Annotated in this window: 27 protein-coding genes; 12 read left to right on the top strand and 15 right to left on the bottom strand. The window is 72.9% G+C overall.

All coding sequences use genetic code 11. The annotated features are described in order from the left end of the window. Nucleotides 1–200: 200 nt before the first annotated feature. Together HGB54_RS00830 and HGB54_RS00825 are read left to right on the top strand one after the other, a co-directional pair. Complete coding sequence (locus HGB54_RS00830) at nt 201–1,118, top strand: ABC transporter ATP-binding protein (protein WP_168914767.1); 918 nt, start codon at nt 201–203, stop codon at nt 1,116–1,118. Continuing rightward, nucleotides 1,115–2,005, top strand: coding sequence for an ABC transporter permease subunit (locus HGB54_RS00825; protein ID WP_168914766.1), 891 nt, complete (start codon nt 1,115–1,117; stop codon nt 2,003–2,005). The genes HGB54_RS00830 and HGB54_RS00825 overlap by 4 nt, the downstream gene beginning before the upstream one ends. Nucleotides 2,006–2,315: 310 nt before the next feature. Here the strand turns inward: HGB54_RS00825 and HGB54_RS00820 are convergent, their stop codons facing one another. Genes HGB54_RS00820 through HGB54_RS00810 form a run of 3 tightly spaced genes read right to left on the bottom strand, consistent with a single transcriptional unit; the run spans nt 2,316 to nt 5,721 of the window. Continuing rightward, nucleotides 2,316–3,161 carry a transglutaminase family protein gene (locus tag HGB54_RS00820; RefSeq protein WP_168914765.1) on the bottom strand — a complete coding sequence of 282 codons (846 nt, stop codon included), beginning with the start codon at nt 3,159–3,161 and terminating at the stop codon, nt 2,316–2,318. Beyond that, nucleotides 3,158–4,093: an alpha-E domain-containing protein gene (locus HGB54_RS00815; protein WP_168914764.1), complete on the bottom strand. Its 936-nt coding sequence runs from the start codon at nt 4,091–4,093 to the stop codon at nt 3,158–3,160. Before HGB54_RS00815 ends, HGB54_RS00820 begins: the two co-directional genes overlap by 4 nt. Further along, the gene (locus tag HGB54_RS00810) at nt 4,087–5,721 is read right to left on the bottom strand and encodes a circularly permuted type 2 ATP-grasp protein (RefSeq protein WP_168914763.1); all 1,635 of its coding nucleotides are present in this window, start codon (nt 5,719–5,721) and stop codon (nt 4,087–4,089) included. The genes HGB54_RS00815 and HGB54_RS00810 overlap by 7 nt, the downstream gene beginning before the upstream one ends. Before the next feature lie 212 nt (nt 5,722–5,933). Between HGB54_RS00810 and HGB54_RS00805 the strand changes: the two genes are divergently transcribed. From HGB54_RS00805 to HGB54_RS00775, 7 genes are all read left to right on the top strand, one after another. Continuing rightward, nucleotides 5,934–6,356 (top strand): Asp23/Gls24 family envelope stress response protein, encoded by a 423-nt coding sequence (locus tag HGB54_RS00805; protein WP_168914762.1) that lies wholly within the window; start codon nt 5,934–5,936, stop codon nt 6,354–6,356. Next, nucleotides 6,353–6,553 (top strand): DUF2273 domain-containing protein, encoded by a 201-nt coding sequence (locus tag HGB54_RS00800; protein ID WP_407663494.1) that lies wholly within the window; start codon nt 6,353–6,355, stop codon nt 6,551–6,553. The genes HGB54_RS00805 and HGB54_RS00800 overlap by 4 nt, the downstream gene beginning before the upstream one ends. Continuing rightward, nucleotides 6,550–6,921, top strand: coding sequence for a hypothetical protein (locus tag HGB54_RS00795; RefSeq protein ID WP_168914761.1), 372 nt, complete (start codon nt 6,550–6,552; stop codon nt 6,919–6,921). Before HGB54_RS00800 ends, HGB54_RS00795 begins: the two co-directional genes overlap by 4 nt. Beyond that, nucleotides 6,918–7,496, top strand: a complete 579-nt coding sequence (locus tag HGB54_RS00790; protein WP_168914760.1) for an Asp23/Gls24 family envelope stress response protein — start codon at nt 6,918–6,920, stop codon at nt 7,494–7,496. The genes HGB54_RS00795 and HGB54_RS00790 overlap by 4 nt, the downstream gene beginning before the upstream one ends. Further along, complete coding sequence (locus HGB54_RS00785; protein WP_168914759.1) at nt 7,493–8,098, top strand: hypothetical protein; 606 nt, start codon at nt 7,493–7,495, stop codon at nt 8,096–8,098. Before HGB54_RS00790 ends, HGB54_RS00785 begins: the two co-directional genes overlap by 4 nt. Nucleotides 8,099–8,374: 276 nt before the next feature. After that, a complete protein-coding gene (locus tag HGB54_RS00780; RefSeq protein WP_168914758.1) occupies nt 8,375–8,683 on the top strand; it encodes a DUF7882 family protein in 309 nt (102 codons plus the stop codon). After that, nucleotides 8,680–8,913: a hypothetical protein gene (locus HGB54_RS00775; protein ID WP_168914757.1), complete on the top strand. Its 234-nt coding sequence runs from the start codon at nt 8,680–8,682 to the stop codon at nt 8,911–8,913. The genes HGB54_RS00780 and HGB54_RS00775 overlap by 4 nt, the downstream gene beginning before the upstream one ends. Before the next feature lie 10 nt (nt 8,914–8,923). Here HGB54_RS00775 and HGB54_RS00770 read toward each other — a convergent pair whose 3' ends face one another. The 8 genes from HGB54_RS00770 to xylA form a co-directional block, all read right to left on the bottom strand. Next, complete coding sequence (locus HGB54_RS00770) at nt 8,924–9,268, bottom strand: hypothetical protein (RefSeq protein ID WP_168914756.1); 345 nt, start codon at nt 9,266–9,268, stop codon at nt 8,924–8,926. 58 nt (nt 9,269–9,326) lie between these two features. Continuing rightward, entirely contained in the window at nt 9,327–9,689 is a 363-nt protein-coding gene (locus HGB54_RS00765) for a DUF7882 family protein (RefSeq protein WP_228545873.1), read from the bottom strand. Nucleotides 9,690–9,851: 162 nt separating this feature from the next. Then, complete coding sequence (locus HGB54_RS00760; RefSeq protein WP_168914755.1) at nt 9,852–10,613, bottom strand: SDR family NAD(P)-dependent oxidoreductase; 762 nt, start codon at nt 10,611–10,613, stop codon at nt 9,852–9,854. Between the two features lie 87 nt (nt 10,614–10,700). Beyond that, nucleotides 10,701–11,702, bottom strand: a complete 1,002-nt coding sequence (locus HGB54_RS00755) for an acetamidase/formamidase family protein (protein ID WP_168914754.1) — start codon at nt 11,700–11,702, stop codon at nt 10,701–10,703. 130 nt (nt 11,703–11,832) lie between these two features. Further along, a complete protein-coding gene (locus HGB54_RS00750; RefSeq protein WP_168914753.1) occupies nt 11,833–12,411 on the bottom strand; it encodes a DedA family protein in 579 nt (192 codons plus the stop codon). 208 nt (nt 12,412–12,619) lie between these two features. Then, on the bottom strand, nt 12,620–13,843 hold the full coding sequence (locus HGB54_RS00745) for an IS256 family transposase (RefSeq protein ID WP_166194845.1): 1,224 nt from the start codon (nt 13,841–13,843) through the stop codon (nt 12,620–12,622). 160 nt (nt 13,844–14,003) lie between these two features. Further along, on the bottom strand, nt 14,004–15,446 hold the full coding sequence (xylB, locus tag HGB54_RS00740; protein ID WP_168914752.1) for a xylulokinase: 1,443 nt from the start codon (nt 15,444–15,446) through the stop codon (nt 14,004–14,006). Beyond that, entirely contained in the window at nt 15,446–16,639 is a 1,194-nt protein-coding gene (gene xylA / locus HGB54_RS00735; RefSeq protein ID WP_168914751.1) for a xylose isomerase, read from the bottom strand. Before xylA ends, xylB begins: the two co-directional genes overlap by 1 nt. A 121-nt stretch (nt 16,640–16,760) precedes the next feature. Between xylA and HGB54_RS00730 the strand changes: the two genes are divergently transcribed. Together HGB54_RS00730 and HGB54_RS00725 are read left to right on the top strand one after the other, a co-directional pair. Next, on the top strand, nt 16,761–17,939 hold the full coding sequence (locus HGB54_RS00730) for an ROK family transcriptional regulator (RefSeq protein WP_168914750.1): 1,179 nt from the start codon (nt 16,761–16,763) through the stop codon (nt 17,937–17,939). 74 nt (nt 17,940–18,013) lie between these two features. Beyond that, complete coding sequence (locus tag HGB54_RS00725) at nt 18,014–19,054, top strand: LacI family DNA-binding transcriptional regulator (RefSeq protein WP_168914749.1); 1,041 nt, start codon at nt 18,014–18,016, stop codon at nt 19,052–19,054. 42 nt (nt 19,055–19,096) lie between these two features. Here HGB54_RS00725 and HGB54_RS00720 read toward each other — a convergent pair whose 3' ends face one another. After that, entirely contained in the window at nt 19,097–19,558 is a 462-nt protein-coding gene (locus tag HGB54_RS00720; protein WP_168914748.1) for a VOC family protein, read from the bottom strand. 102 nt (nt 19,559–19,660) lie between these two features. Here HGB54_RS00720 and HGB54_RS00715 point away from each other — a divergent pair, with 102 nt between their 5' ends. Continuing rightward, a complete protein-coding gene (locus tag HGB54_RS00715; RefSeq protein WP_168914747.1) occupies nt 19,661–20,635 on the top strand; it encodes a helix-turn-helix transcriptional regulator in 975 nt (324 codons plus the stop codon). Between the two features lie 304 nt (nt 20,636–20,939). Here HGB54_RS00715 and HGB54_RS00710 read toward each other — a convergent pair whose 3' ends face one another. Genes HGB54_RS00710 through HGB54_RS00700 form a run of 3 tightly spaced genes read right to left on the bottom strand, consistent with a single transcriptional unit; the run spans nt 20,940 to nt 25,479 of the window. Beyond that, nucleotides 20,940–22,199: an endo-1,4-beta-xylanase gene (locus HGB54_RS00710; protein WP_228545872.1), complete on the bottom strand. Its 1,260-nt coding sequence runs from the start codon at nt 22,197–22,199 to the stop codon at nt 20,940–20,942. Then, complete coding sequence (locus HGB54_RS00705) at nt 22,196–24,583, bottom strand: beta-xylosidase/alpha-l-arabinosidase (protein WP_168914746.1); 2,388 nt, start codon at nt 24,581–24,583, stop codon at nt 22,196–22,198. The genes HGB54_RS00710 and HGB54_RS00705 overlap by 4 nt, the downstream gene beginning before the upstream one ends. Continuing rightward, on the bottom strand, nt 24,580–25,479 hold the full coding sequence (locus HGB54_RS00700) for a carbohydrate ABC transporter permease (protein WP_168914745.1): 900 nt from the start codon (nt 25,477–25,479) through the stop codon (nt 24,580–24,582). Before HGB54_RS00700 ends, HGB54_RS00705 begins: the two co-directional genes overlap by 4 nt. Nucleotides 25,480–25,481 lie beyond the last annotated feature (2 nt).

Raw genomic sequence — 25,481 nt, 5'->3', positions numbered from 1 at the left:
CGCATGGTTCGGGTCGCCGCGCCGACCGGCTCCTGATCGCGGGCAGCAGCGCGGCCGGCCGGGGTGCGGCGCGGTCCGCGCGGCGGCGGCAGGGCATCCCGCCGCCGCCCGCTCGCCCTCGCCGACGCCCCCCGCTCGGCGACCCAACCTCATCCGCTGGGGGGAGGCCGCCGACCCCGAGCGTTCCTAGGCTTGAGCGCATGATCGAGATACGCGAGCTCACCAAGCGCTTCGGCGACAAGACCGCCGTCGACCGCATCACCGCGACCGTGCGGCCGGGGGTCGTGACCGGGTTCCTCGGGCCGAACGGCGCCGGCAAGTCGACCACCATGCGCGCCATCGTCGGGCTCGACCGCCCCACCTCCGGCAGCGTGCTCGTCAACGGCAAGCGGTACGCCGAGCACGCCGCGCCCCTGCGCGAGGTCGGCGCGCTGCTCGACGCGAAGGCCATCCACACCGGCCGCACCGCCTACAACCACCTCCTCGCCATGGCCGCCACGCACGGCATCGGAAAGGCCCGCGTGCACGAGGTCATCGCCATGACCGGCCTCGAGTCGGTCGCGACGAAGCGCGTCGGCGGCTTCTCGCTCGGCATGGGGCAGCGCCTCGGCATCGCCGCAGCCCTGCTCGGCGACCCGCAGACGCTCATCCTCGACGAGCCCGTCAACGGCCTCGACCCCGAGGGCGTCATGTGGGTGCGCCGGCTCACCCAGCACCTCGCCTCGCAGGGGCGCACCGTGTTCCTCTCCTCGCACCTCATGAGCGAGATGGCGCAGACCGCCGACCACCTCATCGTGCTCGGCCGGGGCCGCATCATCGCGGATGCCCCGGTGAGCGAGGTGCTCGCCCTGGCGACCGGCTCGGCAGTGCGGGTGCGCACCCCCCTCGCCGCCGACCTCGCCCCACGGCTCACCGCCGAGGGCGGAGGCGTCACCGCCTCGCCCGTCGAACCCGACCTGCTCAGCGTCACCGGCATCCTGCCCGCGCGCATCGGCGAGCTGGCGATGCACGCCGGCATCGTGCTGCACGAGCTCACCCCCGTCTCCGCCTCGCTGGAGGACGCCTACCTCGAACTGACGCAGGACGAGGTCGAATACCACTCGGAGGTCTCCCGATGACCGGCACCCGCACGACCGACGCCCCCACGGGCATCCCGAACCCCGACCGCGGCAGCGGCGTCACCTTCGCCCGCGTCGTGCGCTCGGAGTGGATCAAGCTGCGCACCCTGCGCTCGACCGTGTGGTCGTTCGCGATCATCGTCGTGATGACGGTGCTCATCGGCCTGCTGTTCGCCTCCGTCTACGACGTCTCGTTCGGCCCCGCGCAGGATCAGGCCGGGCAGAACACGATCGCGCTCGCGGCCGTCACGGGCGGCGTCAGCCTGACGCAGCTGGTCGCGGCCGTGCTCGGCGTGCTCATCATCAGCGGCGAGTACACGACCGGGATGATCCGCTCGACCCTCGCCGCGGTGCCGCGACGGCTGCCGGCCCTGTGGGCCAAGGCGCTCGTGCTCGCCGTGTGCACCTTCGTGATCGGGCTCGTCGCGTCGGCCGTGACGCTGCTCATCACCGTGCCGATCCTCGCCGGCAAGGGCATCGAGCCGCAGCTGCTCGACGGCGACTTCGTGCGCAGCGTGCTCGGCACCGCCGCGTACCTCGCGCTCATCGCCCTGCTCGCCTACGGCCTCGGCGTGATCCTGCGCCGCAGCGCCGGCGGCATCGCCGCGGCCGCGGGGCTCATCTTCCTCGTGCCGACGGTGCTGTCGATCGTCGCCGCGGTCTCCGGCACCGCCTGGCTCAGCAACGCCTCGGCGTTCCTGCCCTCGAACGCCGGAGCCCGCATGTACGCCTACAACGCCGGCGAGCCCGACCCCTTCGCCGCCGCGGGAGCCGACCTCTCGGAGGTCATCACCCTCGACGCCGGCCAGGGAGCCCTCGTGCTCGTCGCCTGGGTCGTCGTGCTGCTGGCCGTCGGAGCCGTGCTGCTGAAGCGCCGCGACGCGTAACGGCCGGAGCCGCACCGGCTCGACCCGACGCCGCCCGCCGCCCCGCCCGGGGTGCGGGCGGCGTCGTCGCGTGCGGGCTCCGGCGGCCGCGCGGCTCCTGATCGCGGGCAGGGCCGCGGGCGCGTGCGCAAATGCAGGAGTCGAGCATCCCGAGTCGGCGTGTCGCCGCATGACTCGACCCGACACGCCGACCGGGTCCTGCATTTGTGCACACCACAGCGCGACGGCGAGCGGCGACGGGAGACGGGATGCTCGGCGCGAGCACCGCGCCAACCCGAGCCGCGCGGCCCCGGCCAGCGCAACCCCCGGCTCAGGCCTCGCGCGTGATCTCGACCGTGACGAACAGGCGCGAGGAGCTCGGGCCGGCGTAGACGCCGCGCACCGGCGGCACGTCGGTGTAGTCGCGACCGCGGCCGACGATGACGTGGCGGTCGCCGATCGGCACGGCGTTGGTGGGGTCGTAGCCGCGCCAGCTGCCGTCGAACCACTCGACCCAGGCGTGCGACTCGCCCGCCACGGTCTCGCCGATGGGGGCGGCCGGGTTCGGGTGCAGGTAGCCGCTGACGTAGCGGGCCGGGATGCCCACCGAGCGCAGCGCGCCGATGGCGAGGTGCGCCATGTCCTGGCAGACCCCCTTGCGGTGCTCCCAGGCCTCGGCGGCCGTTGAGTGCACCGTCGTCGCGCCGGGCACGTACTCGACCTCGGCGTGCAGGAACGCGCAGAGCCGCTCGGCGGCCTCCGTCGGGTCGGCGGAGGACGCCGCGACCTCGCGGGCGCGCTCGGCGACCTCGGCCGGCGGGCGGGTGAGCCGGGTGACGGCCGTCTGCTCGACGATCGACACGGCGGTGGCGGCGAGCTGCGGCAGAGCATCCCACGATGCCCGCTCGAGGGTCGATTCGGTGCGCCGCAGCTCGACGACGCTGTCGGCGGTGATCGCCAGCTCGCGGTGGGCGTGCAGCTGCTCGAAGGAGGTGACGCGGGTGCCCCAGTAGTCCTCGTAGTGGTGCTGGTGCGAGCTGGGCGTGATGCCGAGGTGGCTGTAGACGACGAGCTGGCCGTCGGAGGAGGCGGGCAGCATGCGCGCCTCGTTGTACGAGGCCGAGACGTCGCCCTGGTACTGGAAGCCGGTCGAGTGGCGGATCCGCAGGCGCATCACGAGTTCTCCGCCACCCAGTTCGGGGCGGCGTTCGTCGGGAAGTAGCGCTGGCGCACGCCCTCGCTCGTCGCGCTCGTGGCGGCCTGCACGGCATCCATGTGCCGCGGCAGCTCTTCGAGGATGTCGGCGATGGCGCGGTACTCGAGCTCGCTGCGGATCTGGCCGAGCTGGCGCAGCGCGATGTCGGCGACGCCCGCGCGCTCGAGGCCGGCGCGCGGCTCGATGTCGCGCAGGCACTGCTCGGCGCGGCTCACCGCGAAGAGGATGGAGCGCGGGAACAGGCGGTCGACGAGCAGGAACTCGGCCGCGTTGCGCGCGCTCGGCATGCCGCGGTACGTGCGCAGGTAGGCCTCGTAGGCGCCGACGCTGCGCAGGATGGTCGTCCACGAGGGGCCGCTCGCCTCCGTGAGCGAGCGGGTCGCGAGCAGGCGCGCGGTCATGTCGGCGCGCTCGAGCGAGCGCCCGAGGGTGAAGAAGGCGTAGGCCTCGTCGCGGCTCGTCGACGACTCGACGATGCCCACGGCGAGCGCCGAGCGCTCGCGCACCCAGCTGAAGAAGTCGGCCACCTTCTCGTTCGCGACCTTGCGGGGCATGCGCGCGCGGGTGGTGTTGAGCACCTCCCACAGCTCGGTGCTGACGACCTCGCGCGCCCGGCGGGCGTTCTCGCGGGCGGCGCCGAGCGAGTACGCGATCGAGGCGGGGTGCGAGCGGTCGAGCGCCAGGATGCCCAGCACGTCGCCGCGCGTGATCTCCGACTCGAGCGGCACCTCGCTGCCCATGACCCCGAGCAGCGAGCGGCAGGCGGTGTCCTCGTCGATCCACGGATCCTCGAGCAGCAGCTGCAGGTGCACGTCGAGGATGCGCGAGGTGCCGTCGGCCCGCTCGACGTAGCGGCCGATCCAGAAGAGGCTCTCGGCGATGCGGCTCAGCATGACGCGTCCTCCCCCTGATCGTGAGCTTGTTGCTGCTGCTGCTGCTGGTCGCGGCGCGGGTCGTCCTGCGCGTTGAACTGCAGGCGGTGGGCCTCGGTGATGATCGGGATGCTCGACGTCACGGTCGCCTGCTCGGCCACGATGCCCTGCACGTCGTGCCCGTCGGCGACCATCGCCTGCCGGCCCACCACCCACGTGTCTTTCGAGCCGCCGCCCTGCGAGCTGTTGACGACGAGCTGGCCCTCGGGCAGCGCCACCCGGGTGAGTCCGCCGGGCAGCACCCACACGTCGCGGCCGTCGTTGACGGCGAAGGGGCGCAGGTCGGCGTGGCGCGGCCGCAGGCCGTCGTCGACGAGGGTGGGGATGGTGGAGAGCTGCACCACGGGCTGCGCGATCCACCCGCGCGGATCGGCGATGAGGCGCTTGCGCAGCTGGTCGAGCTCCGACCGGCTGGCGGCGGGGCCGACGACGAGGCCCTTGCCGCCCGAGCCGTCGACGGGCTTCACCACGAGCTCGTCGAGGCGGTCGAGCACCTCGGCGAGAGCATCCGGCTCTTCCAGCCGCCAGGTGTCGACGTTGGGGATGATCGGGTCCTCACCGAGGTAGTAGCGGGTCAGCTCGGGCAGGTACGTGTAGACGAGCTTGTCGTCGGCGACGCCGTTGCCGACCGCGTTCGCGATGGTGACGGCGCCGAGGCGCGCGGCGAGCATGAGGCCCGGGGTGCCGAGCATCGAGTCGGCGCGGAACTGCAGCGGGTCGAGGAACTCGTCGTCGACCCGGCGGTAGATGACGTCGACCCGCTCGGGGCCCGAGGTGGTGCGCATGAACACGCGGCCGCCCGAGCAGAACAGGTCGCGGCCCTCGACGAGCTCGACGCCCATGAGACGGGCGAGCAGCGTGTGCTCGAAGTAGGCGGAGTTGTAGACGCCGGGCGTGAGCACGACCACGGTCGGCTCGTCGACGCCGCTCGGGGCGGCCGCGCGCAGCGCCTGCAGCAGCTTGTTCGGGTAGTCGCCGACCGGCCGCACCCGCATGCTGACGAACAGCTCGGGCAGGGTCTGCGCCATGACGCGGCGGTTCGAGATGACGTAGCTGACGCCGCTCGGCACCCGCACGTTGTCCTCGAGCACGCGCCAGGCGCCGAGCTCGTCGCGGATGAGGTCGATGCCCGAGACCTGGATGCGCACGCCGTTGGCGCTCTGGATGCCGTGGGCCTGACGGTGGAAGTGCGCGGAGGAGGAGATGAGGGATGCCGGCAGCAGGCCGTCGGCGATGGCGCGCTGCGGGCCGTAGACGTCGGCGAGGAAGGCCTCGAGCACGCGCACGCGCTGGGCGACGCCCTTCTCGAGCCCGGACCACTCGGCGCGGTCGATGACGCGGGGCACGGCATCCAGCGGGAAGGGTCGCTCCTCGCCCGCGAAGTCGAACGTCACGCCCTGCGCGAGGTACGAGTTGGCGAGATCCTCGGTGCGGCCGCGCAGCTCGTCGGTGCTGAGCGTCGCGAGCGCGGCGTGCAGCTGCCGGTACGGCAGGCGCACCTCCGAGTCGGCGGCGAACATCTCGTCGAAGGCCGCGGGCGCGATGGAGGCGGAGCCGCGGGCTGCGTAGCCGTCGAAGAGGTCCGCCATGGTGCGAGCGTAGTGCGGCCGTGTTGCGCGGGTGTTTCGGGATGCGCCCGCCCAGGCCGCACTCAGGGCCGGGCTCCCCAACCTGACCGTCAGCTGGGTGCCCGTGACGATCCGCGGTGCCGCCGCGTCTGGTTGATGTGCGCGACACCTCCCGTCGCCACCCCGCAGACCGGAGGCGATCCACCCGGGATCGCACGAGTAAGGAGAGAACGATGAGCACCACGACCCCCACCACGGCCGGCACCCCCGCCAGCGGCGTCGCCGGCAAGAACACCATCGCCGAGGGCGTCGTCGCGAAGGTCGCCGGCATCGCGGCCCGCGAGGTGCACGGCGTGCACGACCTCGGCACCGCGGCCGCCCGCGCCGTCGGCGCCATCCGCACCGCGATCAACGCGCAGGACCGCTCGCAGGGCGTCTCCGTCGAGGTCGGCGAGACGCAGGCCGCCGCCGACATCGTCATCGTCGCCGACTACCCCGTCGACCTGCAGAAGGTCGCCGACGACGTGCGCACCGCGGTGACGCGCGCCATCACCCAGGTCGTGGGCCTCGAGGTCACCGAGGTCAACGTGACCGTCAGCGACGTGCACATCCCCTCGGACGACACCGAGGCCGAGACCGAGAGCCGCGTCCAGTGAGCCGCGAGCTGAGCCCCGCGACCATCGGCCTCCTCATCGGCGCCGCCCTCGGCGTCGTCGCCGTGGCCTTCGGCTTCTGGGCGATGATCCTCGTCGCGCTGCTCGCCGCGATCGGCTACGGCATCGGCCGCGCCATCGAGGGCAAGCTCGACGTCCGCGGCGTCGCGGACGCGATCCGCGGCCGGCGGTCGTCGTGACCGCGGCGGTGACGGCCGACCGCGTGCGGCCCGACGGCACCGTGCACGGGCGCACCACGATCGCCTCCCGCGCCGTGCGCTCGGTCGTCTCGGCCGTCACCGCGGAGGCGCTCGAGGTGCGCGCCTCGACCGTCTCGGTCGAGTTGCACGACGACGACGGCCGCCTCGTGGTCGTCGCCCGCACGGCCATCCGCGTGAGCCCGCTCGGGGTCGCGTCCGCCGACTCCGGCGGCACCCTGCTCGAGCGGCTCTCCGCCGCGCAGACGACGATCCGCGAGCGCGTGCTGCGCATCACCGGGTCGACCATCGCGCGCGTCGACCTCAGGATCACCTCCGCCGACCTTCGTGAGACGAGAAGAGTGGCATGAGCACCGCATCCCTGTACCGCCGGATCGGCCGGCGCGAGACGCACTCCTCACGCGCGGGTCTGGCCATCACCCTCGCCCTGCTGCTCAGCCTCGCGCTGCTGTGGGTGGGCGTCGAGGCCGTGCTCGCCGCGATCGGGCAGCAGCCGCTGCTGCTCGCGCCCGCCGACATCGTCGCCGCGGCGCTCGAGGCCACCGCGGCTCCCGCGGGCATCCTCACCGCCATCGGCGTCGTCATCGCCCTGCTCGGGCTCGGCGTCGTCATCGCGGCGCTCGCCCCCGGTCGACGCGGACGCCGCACGGCGACCGCCGACCGCACCGCGGCCGTCGTCGACGACCGCGTGATCGCGCGCTCGCTCGCCCGCACGGCGAGCTACGCCGGTGACGTGGACCCCGATCAGGTCAGCGTCAGCGTCGGACGGCGCAGCGCCCTCATCGAGGTCACCCCGACCTCGGGCCGCACCGCCGACCTGGGCGAGATCGAGGCCGCCGTGCGCGCCGAGATCGACCGCTACGACTACCGCCCCGCACTGCGACCCCGCGTGCGCCTGACGAAGAACGGACGGACCGGATCATGACGAGCACGAACCGCTTCCTCAACCGCCTGTTCGCCCTCCTCGTCGGCGTCATCCTGCTCGCCGCCGGAGCCGCGCTCGCCATGGGCGCGCTGTGGCCCGACGTGCAGCAGACCGTGTCGCAGGCGGCGACGGATGCCGTCGCTCCCGCGACGGACGCCCTCTCGGGCGGCGCGCCCTGGATCCTCTGGGTCGTCGCCGCCGGCGCGCTGCTGCTCATCGCGCTGCTCGCGGTCTTCATGCTGCGGCAGGGCCGCGGTCGCACCGGCACCCTGCTCGACGTGCGCGAGGGCGCGGAGCGCGGTCGCCCCACCGGCGGCCGCGTGATCATCGACGCGGGCGTCGCCTCCACCGTGATCGGCGAGGCCCTCTCGGCCGAGCCGGGCATCGTCTCGACCGACGTCAGCGCGTTCCGCGTGCGCCGGCAGACCGTGCTGCGCATCACCGCGAACGCCCGCCGCGGGGCCTCCCCCGTCGAGCTGCGCCGCACGATCGACCGCGTGGTCGAGCAGTGGGACGCGCTGCTCGGCGAGCCCGTGCCGGTCGTCATCCAGATCGTCGGCGGGGTGCGCTCGCGCCTCTCGGCCGAGACCCGGCTGGACTGAGCCGCGCGGCGGGGCTGCCGCTGCCGCCGAGTTGCGCCTTCCGCGCGAGATGCGCCGACCGACCGCGCAACTCGGTGTGGAACGCGCAACTCGGCGGAGTGCCGCGCATCGCGCCCGACCCTGAACCCCCGGCCCGTCGCGCGACCCGAACGCTCGGCGGGCCGGGCCCTTCTCCGTCGCGCGCCCGGCCGGGCGGGCGGTTCCGCGCGCGCACCGCGCGGGTGCGCCCGCGCACGGCCGCCGATACCCTGGGATCCCCGGAAAGAGAGGTCTCTCATGGGCAAGCTCATCTACGACGGCGACGTCTCCGTCACCTTCGACGACCGCCTCCTGGCGCATCTCGCGATCGTCATCGGCGCCAAGCTGCGCCGCAACGAGCCGTTCTACTTCACCTGGAAGGACGACGTGCGCTCGGGCGACGGGCGCACGACGGTGTGGCTGCACCCCGCCGTCGCCCTGCGCTTCAAGTACGCCGGCAGCGTGAACGTGCAGCTGAACCGGGCCTGGATCGAGGCGCTCACCCGCAGCGCGAACTCCACCGGCGGGCTCGTCATCGTGCCCGAGCCGGAGGAGGTCACCGCATGACGCGGGTCGAGATCGACTACGACGGGCAGTCGTACTCGGTGAGCGTCGACGACCCCGGCGAGTTCCACGAGCGGGTGCGGTTGATGGCCTCGGACGGCGAGCATCACTGGCTGGAGGTGGACAAGGGCGAGGGGGCGCTCGAGGTCACGAGCATCCTCATCGGCCCGAGCACCCGCATCGCCCTCACCGTCGTGCTGCCGAGCGAGGGCGCGGGGCTCGCGACCGCCTGAGCCGCCCCGCTCAGATGCCGTAGTCGAAGTCGAACTCGACGGTGTCGACGTCGGTCATCTCCTCCGGCCACGCGGGCCGAGTCGGGTGCAGCTCGGCCGTGCGCCGCTCGAGCTCGCGCACGACCGAGAGGTCGAAGGGCTCCTCCGAGGCGTTCTCGACCGGCGTCGAGAACAGCTGGCTCGCCGGGCCGATGAGCAGGTGCGTCGAGGCGCGACTGCCGCCCTCGGTGATCGTCGGCACCATCACGACGTCCGACTCCCCCGACTGCGCGAGCGCGCGGGCGTAGCGGAGCAGGGCCTTGCAGGTCTGGTCGGCGAGCAGCAGGTAGCCGCTCGCGTAGTGCAGTTTTCTCATGGCGACGAGGGTGCCGTCTCGCGCGACGGGCGTCGAGGCCCTTGCGCCGAGCAGCGATTCATCGTAGGGAGCCCTGCTCGTGGTCGGCGGCGGCCGACTGCGGCGTCGACTCGTGCACGAGGTGCAGCGGCTCGGCGCTGATGTCGAGATCGCCGGTCGCGTTGGCGGTGCGCATGAGCTCCTCGAGCCACGCCTTGTTGCGCTCGATGCGCTCGGCCGTCTCGAACTCGAACTGCAGCGGGATGGAGGGGTGCAGCCACAGCGACATGCGCCGCGGCACCCCCTCCTCCTCGCGCACCCAGGTGAGCAGGAACGACTCGTTGCGCCGCAGCTTCATGACCACGACGGTCTTGACGTGCGCGAGCGTGCGGTCGTCGACCTCGATCAGCCGATCGCCGCTGCCGTAGATGATGTGCCCCATGCGTCGTGCTCGCTCCGGTGGTCTCGCAGGCCTGCCGCACCGTCCCCGCGACGGGCGCAGGACGAGAGCGGCGCCGGGCTCATGCCGGCATACGAGACCGTAGCGACCGCAGCGATTCCGTGCCCACCGTTGATCTGGACGGCCCGACTGCGCTAGGGGCGATCAGAACTGGATGCCCCGCGTGAGCGCCCCGTCGATGAGCAGGTTCGCCCCGCTCACCCGGCCGGCCCACGGGCTGGAGAGGAAGACGACGCCCGCGGCGATCTGCTCGGGCGTTCCCATCTCACCGGTGGGGTTGAGTCCCATGGCCATGTCGAACAGTTCGCGATTGCCGCCCTCGATGCTCTGCCACACCCCGCCGGGGAAGTACGTGTTGCCGGGCGAGACGGTGTTGGCGCGGATGCCCTTCTCCGCCACCTGCAGGGCGACGCCGGCCATGTAGCCGATGATCGCCGTCTTCACGGTGCCGTAGGGGCCCGAGGCGAAGTCGGCCTCGCGGCCCGAGACGCTCGAGATGGCGACGGCCGACTTGACGTCGCTCTTCTCGAGGTGCGGCAGGGCCGCCTTGACGAGGTTGACGGTGCCCATGAGGTCGACGCGGAACGACGTCTCCCAGTTCTCGTCGGTATCGGGGATCGCGAGCGCGCTGACGTTCGCCACGACCATGTCGATGCCGCCGAAGGCCTCCGCCGTCGACTCCACCCACGCGCGCAGCCCCTCGGCGTCGCCCACGTCGAGCACGGTGCCGATCGCCCGCACGCCCATCGCCTCGATCGCCGCCTGCGTGCTCGCCACCTCGGCCGCGTCGCGCGCGCAGAAGGCGACGTTGGCGCCCTCGGCCGCGAAGCCCTCCGCGATCGCGCGGCCGATGCCCTTCGTGCCGCCGGTGACGAGCGCGGTCTTGCCGGTGATTCCGAGGTCCATGAGGGTCTCCTTCGAGGGGGTCGGTCGGGATTCGAGGTGCTGCGGGGTTCGGGACGAAGCGCGGGGTTCGGGATGCTGCGCGCGGGCTCAGCGCAGGGTCGCCGCGGTGCGGCGCAGCTCCTCGTGCAGCCCGTCGTACGCGGTCGCGCGCGGCATGAGCGACTTGGCGACCTTCACGACGACGCTGTAGTTGGCGTCGACCGCGTTGGCGATCGGGGCGAGCGAGGTCTGGGTGAGCAGCTGGTACGCGTCCATGGCGTGCAGCCCGAACATCTCGGTGAACCACGTCACCATCTCGAGCTGCGCGATGCGCCAGGAGTCCTCCATCGGCCGCGAGGAGCCGACGACCATCCAGTAGTCGTCGTTCTCGAGCCGCGGCCAGAGCGGCGCCGCGCCCTTGATGAGCTCGACGATGATGACCGAGTTCATGGCGCCCTCGACCGCCGTGCCGCAGGCCTCGCCCTCGCCCTGGCGGTAGTGCCCGTCGCCGATCGAGAACAGGGCGCCCTCCACGTTGACGCCGAGGTACGCGGTCGTGCCGACCTTCATCTCGGGGGTGTCCATGTTGCCGCCGAAGCGCTCGGGCACGAGGCTCGAGCGCACCTCGCTCGCGCCGGGCGCGAGACCCACGGTGCCGAGCATGGGCTCGAGGGGCAGGGCCACCTCGAAGTCGCCGAAGCGCGCCTGGAAGCCGACCATCCGACGCGCGGTGTCGACCTCGTAGATCCAGGTGGCCTCGGGCAGGGCATCCTGCAGCAGCGCCGTGCGGTCGGTGCTCGTGAGCCCGCCGAAGAACGGGATGGTCGAGGAGGCGCCGAAGCTGCGCGCGGGCGTGAGGTCGACGATGTGCAGGGCGAGGGTGTCGCCGGGCTCGGCGCCCTCGACGTAGAAGGGGCCGGTCTGCGGGTTCACGTAGCGCAGGTCGACGTGCTTGCTCGGCAGGTGGTCGACGGAGGTGAGGGCGAAGTTGAAGGCGTCCTCCGACCAGAGGCGCAGCGCCGTGCCGGGCTGGATGCGCATCGCGGGCTCGGCCCCGCCGAACGTGTAGACGTACTGGGAGCGCTCGGGGGTGAACTCGATCTCGCGCATGCCTGCCCTCCGGTCGGGTGCCGTGCGGGCGTCAGCGCCCTCCTTCTGCACAGTAGGCGGAGGGTGCGGGTTTGTCTAACAATTCACGGCGAGCGGGGGCGGATGCTCGGCCGGCGGTTCGACGAGCGGATCAGCTCCGCGTGCGCGAGGCGGAGGAGTCGGGCGTCTCGGCCGGGTCGGGCGCCTCGGCGGGGTCGGGCGCCTCGGCGGGGGCGAGCGCCGCGAGCGCGTCCCGCCGCCGGGCCCGGCGCACGGTGATCACCTCGATGGCGACGAGCGCCCCGACGAGCACGGTGACGAACAGCGCCGCCTCGAGCGGACTGCGCGCGGCGAGCGTCGCGACCGCCTCGTAGGTGGCGACGCCGACCACTCCCCAGATGAGCGCCCACGCGAAGCCGCCGACCGCGAGCGCGGGCAGGTATGCGGGAAGGGGCATCCGCAGGGCGCCCGCGGCGAGGTTCGCCAGCGTCTGGAACCCGACCGTCAGGAACGAGACCGCGACGACGGGGGCGCCGTAGCGCTCGACGATGCGCTCGGCCCGGCGGAACCGCGGCGTCTCGAGCCGCGCCTTGACGCGCGTGCGGCCGGCGCCGCTGCGAGCCCCGCGCCCAAGCGCGTACGTCGCCCCGCCGCGCAGCAGCACGACGAGGTAGAACAGGCCGACCGCGAGCGGCAGCGGCAGTCCGAAGGCGGCGGGCGAGAGGTCCATGGGCTCCTGGCGAGTGGGGGCGCATCCCAGCCTAGGACGGCGCGGGATGCCCGGCACGGGCCGAAGGTCCCAACTCGGCAGTGCTGCTCTCACGAGAAGGGGTCACCCGCCCCGCGGACGAACGGTGCCGCGGGGCGGGGACGATGAGGGGGGTGACGTCCCGCTGAGTGGTGGAGTTTCTCAACACCGTGCGGGTCAGCTGTTGTGATTATGCCGCAGCGAGTTCCGGGATCGCGACCTCCTCTTCGGTGACGTTCAGGAGCTTCATGGAGTGCTCGCTGAAGTAGCGGCGGTCAGCGCCGTCCCATTCGTCGTGTTGCTCGATCAGGACGTGTCCGGCCAGGCGCAGCAACGCGGCGGGGTTGGGGAATGTGCCGACGACGTCGGTGCGGCGTTTGATCTCCTTGTTGACCCGCTCGAGCGGGTTCGTGGACCAGATCTGCCGCCAGTGTGTGGCGGGAAACTGACAGAACGCGAGGATGTCGTTCTGCGCGTCCTCGAGCATGCCGGCGATCTTCGGGTGCGACCTCGAGAGCATGCGGACGACTTCGTGGAATTGGGTGAACACGTGCTCGGTGTCTGGCTGGGCGAAGATCGTGCGGATGATCGACGCGACCATCGGCCCAGCGGTCTTGGGGACGTTGGCAAGCACGTTGCGCATGAAGTGGACCCGACACCGCTGCCATGACGAGCCTTGGAAGACGGTGTCGATCGCCGCGATCAGCCCGGTGTGCGCGTCGGAGATCACCAGCTTCACTCCGCCCAGCCCGCGGGCCTTCAGCGAGCGAAGGAACGCGGTCCAGAACGGTTGCGATTCGGTGTCCCCGACCTCGAAGCCGAGGACTTCCCTGCGCCCGTCGGCGGCGACACCGACCGCGACGACGACGGCTTGGGAGACGACCCGCCGGCCGACGCGGGCTTTGCAGTAGGTCGCGTCGAGGAACACGTACGGGTACGTGCTGTCCGCGAGCGGCCGATCGCGGAACGCCGCGACGTCCTCGTCGAGGTTGCTGCAGATCCGCGACACCTCCGACTTGCTGATCCCGGTGTCGGCACCGAGCGCCTTCACCAGGTCGTCGACCTTGCGGGTGGAGACGCCGTGGACGTACGCCTCCATCACGACCGCGAACAGGGCCTGATCGACCCGGCGGCGGCGTTCCAGCAGCGACGGGAAAAACGATCCCTGCCGCAGCTTCGGGATCCGCAACTCCAGCTCCCCCGCGGTGGTGGTGAGGGTCCGCAGCCGGGTCCCGTTGCGCTGCGTCGTACGGTCCGGGGAGCGTTCGAACGGGGCAGCGCCGATGAACGCAGCTGCTTCCGCGTCGATCAGCTCCTGGTAGAGCGTCTCGGTCGCGACCCGGATCCGGTCGTTCACATCGGTGAGTTTCAGTTCCCCGAGTAGCTCGAGGAGGGCAGACTGGTCAAGAGCCATCGTGCGTTTGTGTCCTTCCGTGAGATTCCTAGACAGTTCTCACTGACCATCGCACGATGGCTCACCACGTCCACGACGTGACACCCGAGCCGGGAAACTACACCAACCCAGGGGACGCCACCATGAGGGGCGGTCGGGCGACCGCGGGCGGGGCTCCGGCTCAGGCGCGGCGGGCCGCGTACTGCTCGCGCACGATCGGCTGCGGGTCGGCGGGCACCTCGATGGCGGTGGCGAGATCCCAGTGGGGCCGCGTGCCGCTCAGGGCCCACGCGGCCTGGAGGGCCGCGCCGCGGGCGACGTACTGCCCCGGCTCCGGCACGGTGACGGGCAGGCCGAAGACGGTGGCCGCGATGCCCGCGACGGCCCGCGAGCGGGCCGCACCGCCGATGAGGCTGAGCCGCTCGACCGGCACGCCGAGCCGGGTGACGGCGTCGAGTCCGTCGGCGAGGGCGCAGAGCATCCCCTCGATGGCGGCCCGGGCGAGGCGCTCGCGCGTGGTGGAGGCGAGCGTCATGCCGAAGAGCGTCGCCGTGGCGTCGGGCAGGTTGGGCGTGCGCTCGCCCTCGAAGTAGGGCTGCAGCACGAGCCCGCCGGCGCCGGGCTCGGCGTCGAGGGCGAGTCGGGCGAGCTCGTCGTGGTCGACGCCGAGCAGCCGCGCGGTCGCGTCGAGCACGCGCGCGGCGTTGAGCGTCGCCACGAGGGGCAGGCTCGCGCCGCCGGCGTCGGCGAATCCGGCGACGGTGCCGCCGGCATCGGCGACGGGATGCTCGCTCACCGCGAAGACGGTGCCGCTCGTGCCGATCGACACGACCACGTCGCCGGGCTCGGCGCCGAGGCCGAGCGCGGCCGCGGCGTTGTCGCCCGCGCCCGCGGCGACGTAGGTGTCCGTGCCGTACACCGCACCCGCCGTGTCGGCGGGCCCCAGCACGTGGGGCAGGACGACGCGGACGTCCTCCGTGAGCGAGCCGGCCACGCGCCCCGGCCGCCCGAGCGCGCGCTCGAACAGCTCGAGGTCGTACTCGCCGGTGGCGGTCGAGAAGTAGGCGGTGCCGCTCGCGTCGGAGCGGTCGGTCGTGAGCTGCTCGAGGTCGGGGCCGAGCGGGGCGTCGACGGCGTCGGCCGGCCCGTAGCCGCGCAGGCGCCACGTCAGCCAGTCGTGCGGCAGGCAGACCGCCGCGACCCGCTCGACGTGGTGCGGCTCGTGGTCGCGCACCCAGCGCAGCTTCGTCGCGGTGAACGAGGCCACCGGCACGACGCCGGTGCGGGCGGCGTACTGCTCGGCGCCGACCTCCGACACCAGCTGCGCGGCCGCCTCGGCCGAGCGGGTGTCGTTCCAGAGAAGGGCCTCGCGGATGACCCGGCCTTCGGCGTCGAGCAGCACCATGCCGTGCTGCTGCCCGCCGATCGACACGGCGGCGACGTCGGCGAGGCCGCCCGCGCCCGCGAGGGCCTCGCGCAGGGCATCCCACCAGAAATCAGGATGCACGGCGGTGCCGTCGGGGTGGCCGGCGCGCCCCTCGCGCACGACCGCGCCCGACTCGGCATCGACCACGACCACCTTGCAGCTCTGCGTCGACGAGTCGACGCCGGCCACGAGGGTCATCAGCCGCGGGCTCCCATGAGGTGCTCGGTGGCGAGCTGCTGCAGGCGCACGAAGCCGAAGCCCTTGCCGTCGTAGTAGGCGTTCGCGTCGAAGGCCTCGTACGCGCTCTCGTCGCCGAGAAGATCGGCGATCGACTCGCCCTCGGCGAGCGTCGGGGTCGACAGCTCGGCGACGCGCGCGTCGGCGAGCGCCTGCTGCACCTCGGGGTCGGCGCGGAAGGCCGCGGCGCGCTCCTTGAGCAGCAGGTAGGTGCGCATGTTGGCCTTCGCCGACTCCCACACGCCCGTCTCGTCCTCGGTGCGGCTGGGCTTGTAGTCGAAGTGGCGGGGGCCGTCGTAGGCGGGACCGCCATTGGGGCCGCCGTTCTCGAGCAGGTCGACGAGCGAGAAGGCGTTGTGCAGGTCGCCGTGGCCGAAGACCAGATCCTGGTCGTACTTGATGCCGCGCTGGCCGTTGAGGTCGATGTGGAACAGCTTGCCCGCCTCGAGCGCCTGCGCGATGCCGGCGGTGAAGTTGAGGCCGGCCATCTGCTCGTGCCCGGTCTCGGGGTTGAGGCCCACGAGGTCGGGGCGGTCGAGCGTCTCGATGAACGCCATGGCGTGGCCGAGCGTCGGCAGCAGGATGTCGCCGCGGGGCTCGTTGGGCTTCGGCTCGATGGCGAAGCGGATGCCGTACCCCTGCTCGGTGACGTACTGCGTCAGCACGTTGACGGCCTCGCGGTAGCGCTGGATGGCGGCGCCGACGTTCTTGGCCGAGTCGTACTCGGCGCCCTCGCGGCCGCCCCACATGACGAAGGTGTGCGCGCCGAGCTCGGCGGCGAGGTCGACGTTGCGCAGCACCTTGCGCAGCGCGAAGCGGCGCACGTCGCGGTCGTTCGAGGTGAAGCCGCCGTCCTTGAAGACGGGCGCGCTGAAGAGGTTGGTGGTGATCATCGGCACCGTGAGGCCGGTCGACTGCGTCGCGGCGATGAGGCGGTCGATCTGCGTGCGGCGCTCGGCGTCGGTCGAGCCGAAGGCGAAGAGGTCGTCGTCGTGCAGCGTGAGGCCGTACGCCCCGAGCTCGGTCAGCTTCTCGACCACGTGCACGACGTCGAGGGGGGCGCGCGTGGGCCCGCCGAAGGGGTCGGCCCCGTTGTAGCCGACGGTCCAGAGACCGAAGGTGAAGTGGTCGGCGGGGGTGGGCGTCGTTGCCATGGGATGACTCCTGATCGGGGTGCTGCGGTTATTCGTTGGTTGAGGCAACATATCACGATGACGGGATGCTCGCGAGGGGCATCCCGCGGCTGCGCCGGTGTTTCGTGGGAGGGTGGGCGACGTGATCGATTCCTCCACGCAGCGTCGGCGCAACCTGTCGCGCGTGCTGCGCGCCGTGCACGTCAGCGGCGGCTCCACCCGCGCCGAGCTCACCCGCTCACTCGGGCTCAACCGCTCGACCATCGGCGATCTGGTCGCCGCGCTCGCCGACGCCGGCTGGGTCGAGGAGCGCGATGACGCCCCCCGCGAGGGCGTCGGCCGGCCGAGTCCGCTCGTCGTGCCGACGCGGCGCCTGCTCGTCGCCGCCGTGAACCCCGAGCTCGACGCCGTCACCGTCGCCCTCGTGGCACTGGGCGGGCACGTCGTCGCGCGCACGCGCATCCCGGCCTCGCGCCCCCGCCCCGATGAGGCCGTCGAGATCGCCGCGGCGGCGCTGGAGGAGCTGGCGGCGAGCCAGCCCGAGTCGACGGTCGTCGGCGTGGGCGTCGCGGTGCCCGGCCTCGTGCGCACGGGCGACGGGCTCGTGCGCCTCGCCCCCGACCTGCACTGGACGGACGAGCCGCTCGGCGAGCCCCTCGCGCAGCGCCTCGGCCTGCCGGTCGCCGTCGGCAACGACGCCGACCTGGGCGGCCGGGCCGAGGTGGCCTTCGGCGCCGGCGCCGGCGCGCGCGACCTGCTCTACGTCAACGGCGGACCCAGCGGCATCGGCGGCGGTCTCGTGATCAACGGCGCCGCGGCGGAGGGCGCCGCCGGCTACGCGGGCGAGATCGGCCACATCGGGCTCGACCCGCGCGGCCCCGTCTGCGCGTGCGGCGCGGTCGGCTGCTTCGAGGCGATCGCCGGGCGGGCCTCGCTGCTCGCCGCGCTCGACCTGACGACCGCCGACGACGACGAGCTCGAGCGCGCGATCGCGGCCGCCGCGACCGACCCCGAGCACCCCGTGCACGCCGTGCTCGAGACCCACTTCACGGCCCTCGCCGCCGCACTGCGCACGAGCGTCAACCTGCTGAACCCCGAGCTCGTCGTGCTCGGCGGCCACCTCGCCGCCGTGTGGGACGCCGTCGGCGCCGTGCGCCGCGGCTCGGTGCTGCGGGATGCTCTTCCCGTCAGCGCCGCGGGCACCGGGGTCGTCTCGGCCGCCCTCGGCAGCTCGCGCCTGCTCATCGGCGCCGCCGAGATCGCCTGGGAGCCGCACCTCGAGAACCCGCTCGCCGTGCGCGAGAGCGTGCACTCGGCCTGAGCGGCCGGGCCGGCTCGAGCCCGCGCGGGCAGGGTTTCGCACGCCCCGACAGTTTCGGGTCTAGCATGCGAAACATGAACGCTGCCGCTGCCGCCGCCGCTTCCGCCACGGGGGAGCGCACGACGCTCGCCCAGATCGCGGAGGAGGCGGGCGTCTCGCTCGCCACCATCTCGAAGGTGCTCAACGGGCGCTCCGACGTCGCCGCTTCGACCCGGGAGAAGGTCGAGCTGCTGCTGAGCAGCCACGGCTACCAGCGCCGCGGCTCGGCGTCGAGCTCGCGCAGCGCGCTCATCGAGCTGGTGTTCCACGAGCTGGACCGCATCTGGTCGATGGAGCTCATCGACGGCGTCGAGTCAGTGGCGAAGCAGCACGGCCTGAGCGTCGTGCTGACCGTGACCGGGGATCGCCACTCGCCCGGGCGGGAGTGGATCGAGGGCGTGCTCCGGCGCCGGCCGGCGGGCGTCGTGCTCGTGTTCAGCGAGCTCGCGCCGGAGCTGCGCGAGCGCCTGCGCTCGCGCGCCATCCCCTTCGTCATCGTCGACCCCGCCGGCGACCCCTCCCCCGACGCGCCCTCGGTGGGCTCGGCCAACTGGTCGGGCGGGCTCGCGGCGACCCGGCACCTCATCGAGCTCGGGCACCGGCGCATCGCCGCGATCACCGGGCCCAGCGACATGATGTGCTCGCTCGCGCGACTGGACGGCTACCGCTCGGCGATGAACTCGGCCGGGCTGCCCATCGATCCGAGCTGGGAGCGCTACGGCGACTTCCACGTCGGCGGCGGCCGCGACCGCATGGCGGAGCTGCTCGCGCTGCCGGAGCGGCCGACCGCGGTCTTCGCCGGCAGCGACCTGCAGGCGCTCGGCGCCCTCGAGGCGGCGCGCGCGGTCGGCTTGAGCGTGCCGGACGACCTGTCGATCGTCGGCTACGACGACATCCCCGTGGCGCAGTGGGTCAGCCCGCGGCTCACGACCGTGCACCAGCCGCTGCGGCGCATGGGCGAGGAGGCCGCGAAGCTCGTGCTCGAGCTCGGGCGCTCGACCCCGGCGTCGACGCCGCGCATGGATCTGGCGACGAGCCTGGTCGTGCGCGACTCGACGGCGCCGCCGCGGGGGTAGGGCGCGGGCGGGCCGGCACCGTCGAGTCGACTCGGCGCCGGGCTACGACGTCGGCTGCACGTCGATCACCCAGGTGACGCCGAAGCGGTCGGTGAGCATCCCGAAGCCGGGCGTCCACGCCGAGGCCGCGAGCGGCTCGATGATGGTCGCCCCGTCGGAGAGCCCGTTCCAGTAGCCGCTGATCTCGTCGAGCGTCTCGCCGCGCAGCGACTGGAAGAAGGTGCGGTCGGTGATCGTCGCGCCGTTCTCGCGGTGCGTCGACCCCGCGACGATCGCAGCATCCTCATCATCGGCACCCGGGATGTCGTACGCCATGACGCGGAAGCCGTCGGGGCTCTGCACCTGGCCGAACACGACCTTGTCGGCACCGGGCAGTTCCGCCGGCATGCCGAACTCGGCGTAGGTCGCCATGAATGCATGCCCGCCGAAGACGGTCGCGTAGAAGTCGAGCGCGGCGCGGGCCGTGCCGCGGAAGTTGAGGTGGGTGGTGGTCGTGATGGTCATGATGCGGTCCTCTGCTGGTCGGGGCGGCGATCGTGCCGCCTGCATCGACCCTTTCGGGAGAAGCGGCCAAATCCGGTCCTCTACTTCCCGCACACTGGATGCATGTCCGGAAGCTCCTCGCGCATGCTCGCGCTCCTCTCCCTGCTGCAGACGCCGCGCGACTGGCCGGGTGCGCAGCTCGCCGAGCGGCTCGGCGTGAGCGCCCGGACGGTGCGGCGCGACGTCGACCGGCTGCGCGAGCTCGGATACCGCATCGGCGCGATCAAGGGCCCCGACGGGGGCTATCGCCTCGCCGCGGGCTCGGAACTGCCGCCGCTGCTCTTCGACGACGAGCAGGCGGTCGCGATCGCGGTCGCACTGCAGAGCGCCCCCGCCTCGGGAGTGGATCTCACGGACGCGGCGGCGCGCGCCCTCGCCACCGTGCGGCAGGTCATGCCCTCGCGCCTGCGGCACCGCATCGACGGGATCCGGTTCACGAGTGCCCCGGGCAGTGCCGGCACGGGCGCGCGGGGAGCCGTCGAGCCGGCGGTGCTCGAAGCGGTGAGCGCCGCCGTGCGAGACCGGCGCACCCTCCGATTCGACTACGCGGGAACGGCCGGAGGCTCCCCGGGTCGCCCGGACGACACCGCGCCCCGGCGCACGGAGCCGCACGCGGTCGTCGCGCGCGACGGGCGCTGGTACCTGCTCGCCTGGGATCAGGAGCGGGAGGACTGGCGCATCTTCCGTCTCGATCGGGTGACCCCGCGCATCCCGACCGGGCCGGTCTTCGAGCGGCGCCCGCTGCCGATGGGCGACGCGGCGACCTACCTCGCGGCGTCCTTCCGCGGCTCGGAGCGCCCCGTCGGATGGCCCTGCGTCGGAACGGTCGAGCTCGCCCGCGTCGCACCGTGGGTGGGAGACGGAGAGGTGCTGCCGATCGGCGAGGACGCCTGCCGGCTGACGATCGGATCGTGGTCGTGGATGGGCGTGCTCGCCCAGGCGGCGCGGTTCGATGCACCCTTCGCGGTCGTCGGGCCGGACGTGCTTCGGGATGCCGCGGCGACGCTCGCGGATCGACTCACCGCGGGCGGGCGCTGACGCGCGCGACTTGCGACGACCTGCGCGTGCGCGCGACGGATTCGTCTCCGGCTCTGTGCGCTCAAGGCTCCGGAGCCTTCAGGGCACATACCACAGGAGGGATGTCGGGCGCCGGCCGCGGCGCGACGGTGCCGAGACGCTCTGGAAGCGGACGCTTCCGGATGGGTCCGCTTCCACAGCGCTGATGGAAACCTGCGCCCCGCGTCGAGGATCGGGAACACCACCGTCGTGATCGACGCGCCGAAGGCGCTGGGCGTCGCCGACGCCGAGCACGGTCATCGGGCGACGGCAGGCCGGGCGGGGCTCAGGCGCCGGGCAGCTCCACCGTGGGGCGGGACGGCCCGAGCGGCAGGGCGAACTCGGCGCGGGCATCCCCCGCCGTGATCGCGTAGTCGCCGGCGAAGCCCACCACCGTCACGCGGCCGTCCGCGTCGGTGCGCAGCGTCGTCGGGGCGTGCCACCACTCCTCGCGGAAGAGCGCGCGCAGCCGATCGAACGAGGGCTTGCGGGTGCCGTCGGCGCGGACGAGGCCGATCGGCGCGCCCAGCCAGGCGCCGCGGTCGGTGATGCCCCAGTAGGTGACCGACTCGACCGCCGGATGCCCGACCAGCATGCGGAAGTGCTGCTCGAGCTCGTCCGCCTGGCGCGCCTCGCCCTCGGGCGTCGACGGCCAGACGGAAGGCTGGAAGTCGTTCAGGTCCACGATGTCGGCCGGCATCAGGTCGCCCGACACCAGCGAGGCCTCGGTGAAGTGCACCGGCAGTCCGAAGCGCCCGAAGCGGTCGGCGAGCTCGAGCAGCTGCCCCCCGCGGAAGCCCTGGTGCATGTGCGTCTGCACGCCGATCGCGTCGAGCCGCACGCCCGCGTCGAGCACCTGCTCGATGAGGCGCTCGTAGTCGACCGAGAGATCGAAGTCGTTGAGCAGCAGCTTCACGCCCGGCACGACCGAGCGCGCCTCGTCCACGGCCATGCGCACCATGTCGACGCGGCCCAGCGTGCGGGCCAGCCGCGAGATCGCGTTCGGCACGCCGTCGGGCTCGTTGACGAAGTCGGGCATGATGACGACCTCGTTGATCGCATCCCACTCGTCGATGAGCCCCGCGAAATCGCCGACCTCGCGGCGCACGCGCTCGCGCACCAGGCGCTCCACCTCGTCGATCGGCAGCGCATCCAGCCACGCCGCCTTCACCGTGTGCCAGACCAGCGGGTGGCCCTTGACGCGCACGCCCCGCTCGCGGAACCAGCGCGCCGCCTGCTGCAGCCGCGCCGTATCGGGATGCCCTCGCTCGGGCTCGAACAGCCCCCAGTAGAACGGCAGCACCGCCAGGGTGAACAGCTCGAGCCAGTCGTCGGCGAGCGCCGACTCGTCCTCCTCGCCGTTGGCGTGATCGATGAGGTCGAAGCCGATGCAGCCGAACGAGAAGGCGTGCCGCACCTGCTCGACGACGACCTCGCGGTCGGCGAGCGGGCGGCCCGCGGCGTCGACCAGGGTCGCCACCGCGGAGCCGCGCCGGTGGTCGAGCCCGGCCGGGCCGCCGGCCAGGCCGCCGGTCGCGCCGCTCACGCCTCGGCGACCGAGAACGCCGCGTGCAGGGCGCGCTCGCGCCCCACGACGCGGGTCGCCCCGGTGACGGTGACGCGATGGCGCAGCGGCAGGTCGGCGCTCGAGCGGCCGAAGCTCAGCTCGAGCTCGCCCGGCTCGACGATGCGGCGCCCGTCGCGACCGGTGAAGGCCGCGAGGTCGAGCGGCGCGCTCGCCGACACCCGCACTCTCGTGCCCGCGGGCACGACGACGCGCTGGTAGCCGAGCAGCCGCTGCACGGGGCGCACGACCGAGGCGACCGGATCGTGCACGTACAGCTGCACGACCTCGACGGCGTCGCGGTCGCTCGTGTTCGTCAGGCGCAGCGACATCGTCACCGCGCCGTCGATCGGCACCTCCGCCTCACCCGTCGACAGGTCGTCCCACTCGACGGTCGCGTAGCCAAGGCCGTGGCCGAAGGGGAACGCCGCCGTCGGGTCGATGTTCGACACCCCCGAGGCGCGCGCGAGCGGTGCGGCCAGGTACGTCGACGGCTGCACGCCGCGGTGCACCGGGATGCTCACCGGCAGTCGCCCGCCGGGCTCCACCCGCCCGCTGATCACGCCGGCGATCGCCGCCGCGCCCTCCTCGCCGGGGAAGAACGCCTGCACGATCGCGGCCGCGCGGTCGACCGCGGAGCCGAGCGCGTACGGGCGCCCCGAGAGCATGAGCAGCACGGTCGGAGTTCCGGTGTCGAGCACCGCGTCGAGCAGCTGCTGCTGCGCGCCGGGGAGCGCGAGATCGTCGGCGTCGCAGCCCTCGCCGCTGGTGCCGCGGCCGAACAGCCCGGCCCGGTCGCCGAGGACGACGACGGCGAGCTCCGAACCGCGGGCGGCGGCCACGGCCTGCTCGATGCCGTCGAGCGCGCCGTCGTCGATGCCCGTGCCGTGCGCGTGCGACACCGTCGCCGAGGCGAACTCGGTGCGCAGGGCATCCAGCACGCTGTCGATGCGGATGCCGATCTCGACGCCCGGGTGCTGCGAGACGACGTGCGTCGGGAAGGAGTAGCAGCCGAGCATCGCGTAGGGCTCGTCGGCGTTGGGGCCGATGACCGCCACCGAGGCCGGGGCGCGCAGGGGCAGAAGCCCCGTGTTGCGCACGAGCACGACCGACTGCTCGGCGAGCTCGCGGGCGAGCGCCCGGTTCTCGTCCGAGTCGAGGTCGATCGAGCCGCGCAGGGCGTCGGCGCTCGTGAGCTCGTCGTCGCTGCGGCCGAGCAGGGCGGAGGGCACCGGCTCGTAGTCGGCCTCGAGAAGACCGAGCTCGAGCTTCTGCGCGAGCACGCGGCGCAGCGCGGTGTCGATGAGGCCCGCGTCGATGACGCCCTCCTCGACCGCGCGGCGCAGGGGCTCGCCGAAGGTCTTCACCGTCGGCAGCTCGACGTCGATGCCGGCCTCGAGCGCGGCGCCCGCGGCCTCGGCCCAGCTGCCGGCGGTGCCGTGCAGCAGGTGCAGGAAGGCGATCGCGAAGTAGTCGGCGACGACCGTGCCGGTGAAGCCCCACTCCTCGCGCAGCAGCTCGGTGAGCAGGCTGCGGTCGGCGGCGGAGGGCACCCCGTCGAGGTCGGTGTACGAGTTCATGACGCTGCGCGCGCCGCCCTCGCGGATGGCCATCTCGAACGGGGGCAGCAGCACGTCGGCGAGCTCGCGCGGGCCCACCGAGACGGGGGCCAGGTTGCGGCCGGCGCGGGAGGCCGAGTAGCCGACGAAGTGCTTGAGCGTCGCGACGATGCCGCTCGACTCGAGCCCGCGCACGTAGGCGCTGCCGACGGAGGCGACGAGGTACGGGTCCTCGCCGATGGTCTCCTCCACCCGCCCCCAGCGGGCGTCGCGCACGACGTCGAGCACGGGGGCGAGGCCCTGATGGATGCCCACCGAGCGCATGTCGTCGCCGATGCGCCGCGCCATCCGCTGCACGAGCTCCGGGTTGAAGCTCGCGCCCCAGGAGAGGGGAACGGGGTAGGCGGTCGCGCCCCAGGCGGCGAAGCCCGCGAGGCACTCCTCGTGCGCGAGCGCGGGGATGCCGAAGCGGTTCTCCTCGACGATGCGGCGCTGGGTGGTGAGCAGCGAGAGCGCGCCGACCCCGGCATCCACCGGAGCGGAGCCGAAGGGACGGGTGAGCTGCCCGAGGCCGTGCGGCAGCAGCTCGTCGAGGTCGATCGCGTCGTCGAGGTCGTGCTGGTGCGGGGCGACGTCGCCGCCGTCCGCGCCCGCGCCGACCCAGACGCCGTAGAGCTGGGCGATCTTCTCCTCGAGCGTCATCGCGGCGACGAGGGCGTCGACGCGCTGCTCGGGGGCGAGCTCGCGATCGTGCCAGGGGGCGGTGCCGTCGGTGGTGGCGGCGCCGTGAACGGTGTGGATGGTCATCCCTTGACGGCTCCTGTCAGGCCGCCGACGATGCGTCGCTGGGCCAGCGTGAAGAACAGCAGCGCCGGGATCATCGCCACCGAGGTGAAGGCGAGCACCCCCGCCGTGTCCTGCGAGTAGGCGGTCGAGAAGTACTGCACGCCGACGGGCAGGGTCGCCGTCGCCGGGTTGCCGAGCAGCAGCAGCGGCAGCAGGTAGGCGTTCCAGCTCGCGACGAAGGCGAGCACGCCGACGGTGACGAGGCCGGGCCACGACAGCGGCAGCAGGATGCGCCAGAAGAAGCCGATGCGGCTGGCGCCGTCGATCGTCGCCGCCTCTTCCAGCTCGGCCGGGATGGCGCGGAGGAACGGCACGAGGATGATGATCGTCGTCGGCAGCGCGAACGCCACCTGCGGGCCGATCACCGCGAACAGATTGCCGAGCAGCCCGAAGGTGCGCAGCATCGTGAACAGCGGCAGCACCGCGACGGTCAGCGGGAACAGCAGGCCGGCGACGAAGAGCGAGAACAGGAAGCCCCGCCCGACGAACTCGTACCGGGCGATGACGAACGCCGCCATGACGCCGAGGATGATGACGCCCGTCGTGGTGGCGACGGCGACGATCGCGCTGTTGCCGAACTGGGTCCAGAAGTTCGGGTCGGCGAAGACCGCCCCGTACTTGTCGAAGACCCACGGGTTCGGGAACCCGCTCGGGTCGCGGTTGATCTGCGCCGTCGTGCGGAACCCGCCGAGGATGACGTAGACCACCGGCGCGATCGTGATCGTGCAGATGATGATCGCGATGAGGTACGCGATCGGCGTGCCGACGTCGCGGCCGCGGCGCTTGCGGACCATCGGCTGCTTCGGCGCGGTCGAGCGGCTGGGGGCCGCGGGCGGTGGGGTGAGTGTCGCGGTCATGT

Origin of the sequence: Microcella flavibacter, assembly GCF_012530535.1 — a bacterium.
Lineage (GTDB): Bacteria > Actinomycetota > Actinomycetes > Actinomycetales > Microbacteriaceae > Microcella > Microcella flavibacter.
The sequence above is the reverse complement of the archived record's forward strand: the minus strand, read 5'-3'. Positions and strand labels throughout refer to the sequence as shown.

Excerpts from the sequence above, each read along its gene's own strand:
- HGB54_RS00830 (WP_168914767.1), top strand. The coding sequence starts at position 201 with ATGATCGAGATACGCGAGCTCACCAAGCGCTTCGGCGACAAGACCGCC.
- HGB54_RS00825 (WP_168914766.1), top strand. The coding sequence starts at position 1,115 with ATGACCGGCACCCGCACGACCGACGCCCCCACGGGCATCCCGAACCCC.
- HGB54_RS00815 (WP_168914764.1), bottom strand. The coding sequence starts at position 4,093 with ATGCTGAGCCGCATCGCCGAGAGCCTCTTCTGGATCGGCCGCTACGTC.
- HGB54_RS00810 (WP_168914763.1), bottom strand. The coding sequence starts at position 5,721 with ATGGCGGACCTCTTCGACGGCTACGCAGCCCGCGGCTCCGCCTCCATC.
- HGB54_RS00805 (WP_168914762.1), top strand. The coding sequence starts at position 5,934 with ATGAGCACCACGACCCCCACCACGGCCGGCACCCCCGCCAGCGGCGTC.
- HGB54_RS00790 (WP_168914760.1), top strand. The coding sequence starts at position 6,918 with ATGAGCACCGCATCCCTGTACCGCCGGATCGGCCGGCGCGAGACGCAC.
- HGB54_RS00785 (WP_168914759.1), top strand. The coding sequence starts at position 7,493 with ATGACGAGCACGAACCGCTTCCTCAACCGCCTGTTCGCCCTCCTCGTC.
- HGB54_RS00780 (WP_168914758.1), top strand. The coding sequence starts at position 8,375 with ATGGGCAAGCTCATCTACGACGGCGACGTCTCCGTCACCTTCGACGAC.
- HGB54_RS00775 (WP_168914757.1), top strand. The coding sequence starts at position 8,680 with ATGACGCGGGTCGAGATCGACTACGACGGGCAGTCGTACTCGGTGAGC.
- HGB54_RS00770 (WP_168914756.1), bottom strand. The coding sequence starts at position 9,268 with ATGAGAAAACTGCACTACGCGAGCGGCTACCTGCTGCTCGCCGACCAG.
- HGB54_RS00765 (WP_228545873.1), bottom strand. The coding sequence starts at position 9,689 with ATGGGGCACATCATCTACGGCAGCGGCGATCGGCTGATCGAGGTCGAC.
- HGB54_RS00760 (WP_168914755.1), bottom strand. The coding sequence starts at position 10,613 with ATGGACCTCGGAATCACCGGCAAGACCGCGCTCGTCACCGGCGGCACG.
- HGB54_RS00755 (WP_168914754.1), bottom strand. The coding sequence starts at position 11,702 with ATGCGCGAGATCGAGTTCACCCCCGAGCGCTCCCAGTACGTCTACACG.
- HGB54_RS00750 (WP_168914753.1), bottom strand. The coding sequence starts at position 12,411 with ATGGACCTCTCGCCCGCCGCCTTCGGACTGCCGCTGCCGCTCGCGGTC.
- HGB54_RS00745 (WP_166194845.1), bottom strand. The coding sequence starts at position 13,843 with ATGGCTCTTGACCAGTCTGCCCTCCTCGAGCTACTCGGGGAACTGAAA.
- xylB (WP_168914752.1), bottom strand. The coding sequence starts at position 15,446 with ATGACCCTCGTGGCCGGCGTCGACTCGTCGACGCAGAGCTGCAAGGTG.
- xylA (WP_168914751.1), bottom strand. The coding sequence starts at position 16,639 with ATGGCAACGACGCCCACCCCCGCCGACCACTTCACCTTCGGTCTCTGG.
- HGB54_RS00725 (WP_168914749.1), top strand. The coding sequence starts at position 18,014 with ATGAACGCTGCCGCTGCCGCCGCCGCTTCCGCCACGGGGGAGCGCACG.
- HGB54_RS00720 (WP_168914748.1), bottom strand. The coding sequence starts at position 19,558 with ATGACCATCACGACCACCACCCACCTCAACTTCCGCGGCACGGCCCGC.
- HGB54_RS00715 (WP_168914747.1), top strand. The coding sequence starts at position 19,661 with ATGTCCGGAAGCTCCTCGCGCATGCTCGCGCTCCTCTCCCTGCTGCAG.
- HGB54_RS00705 (WP_168914746.1), bottom strand. The coding sequence starts at position 24,583 with ATGACCATCCACACCGTTCACGGCGCCGCCACCACCGACGGCACCGCC.
- HGB54_RS00700 (WP_168914745.1), bottom strand. The coding sequence starts at position 25,479 with ATGACCGCGACACTCACCCCACCGCCCGCGGCCCCCAGCCGCTCGACC.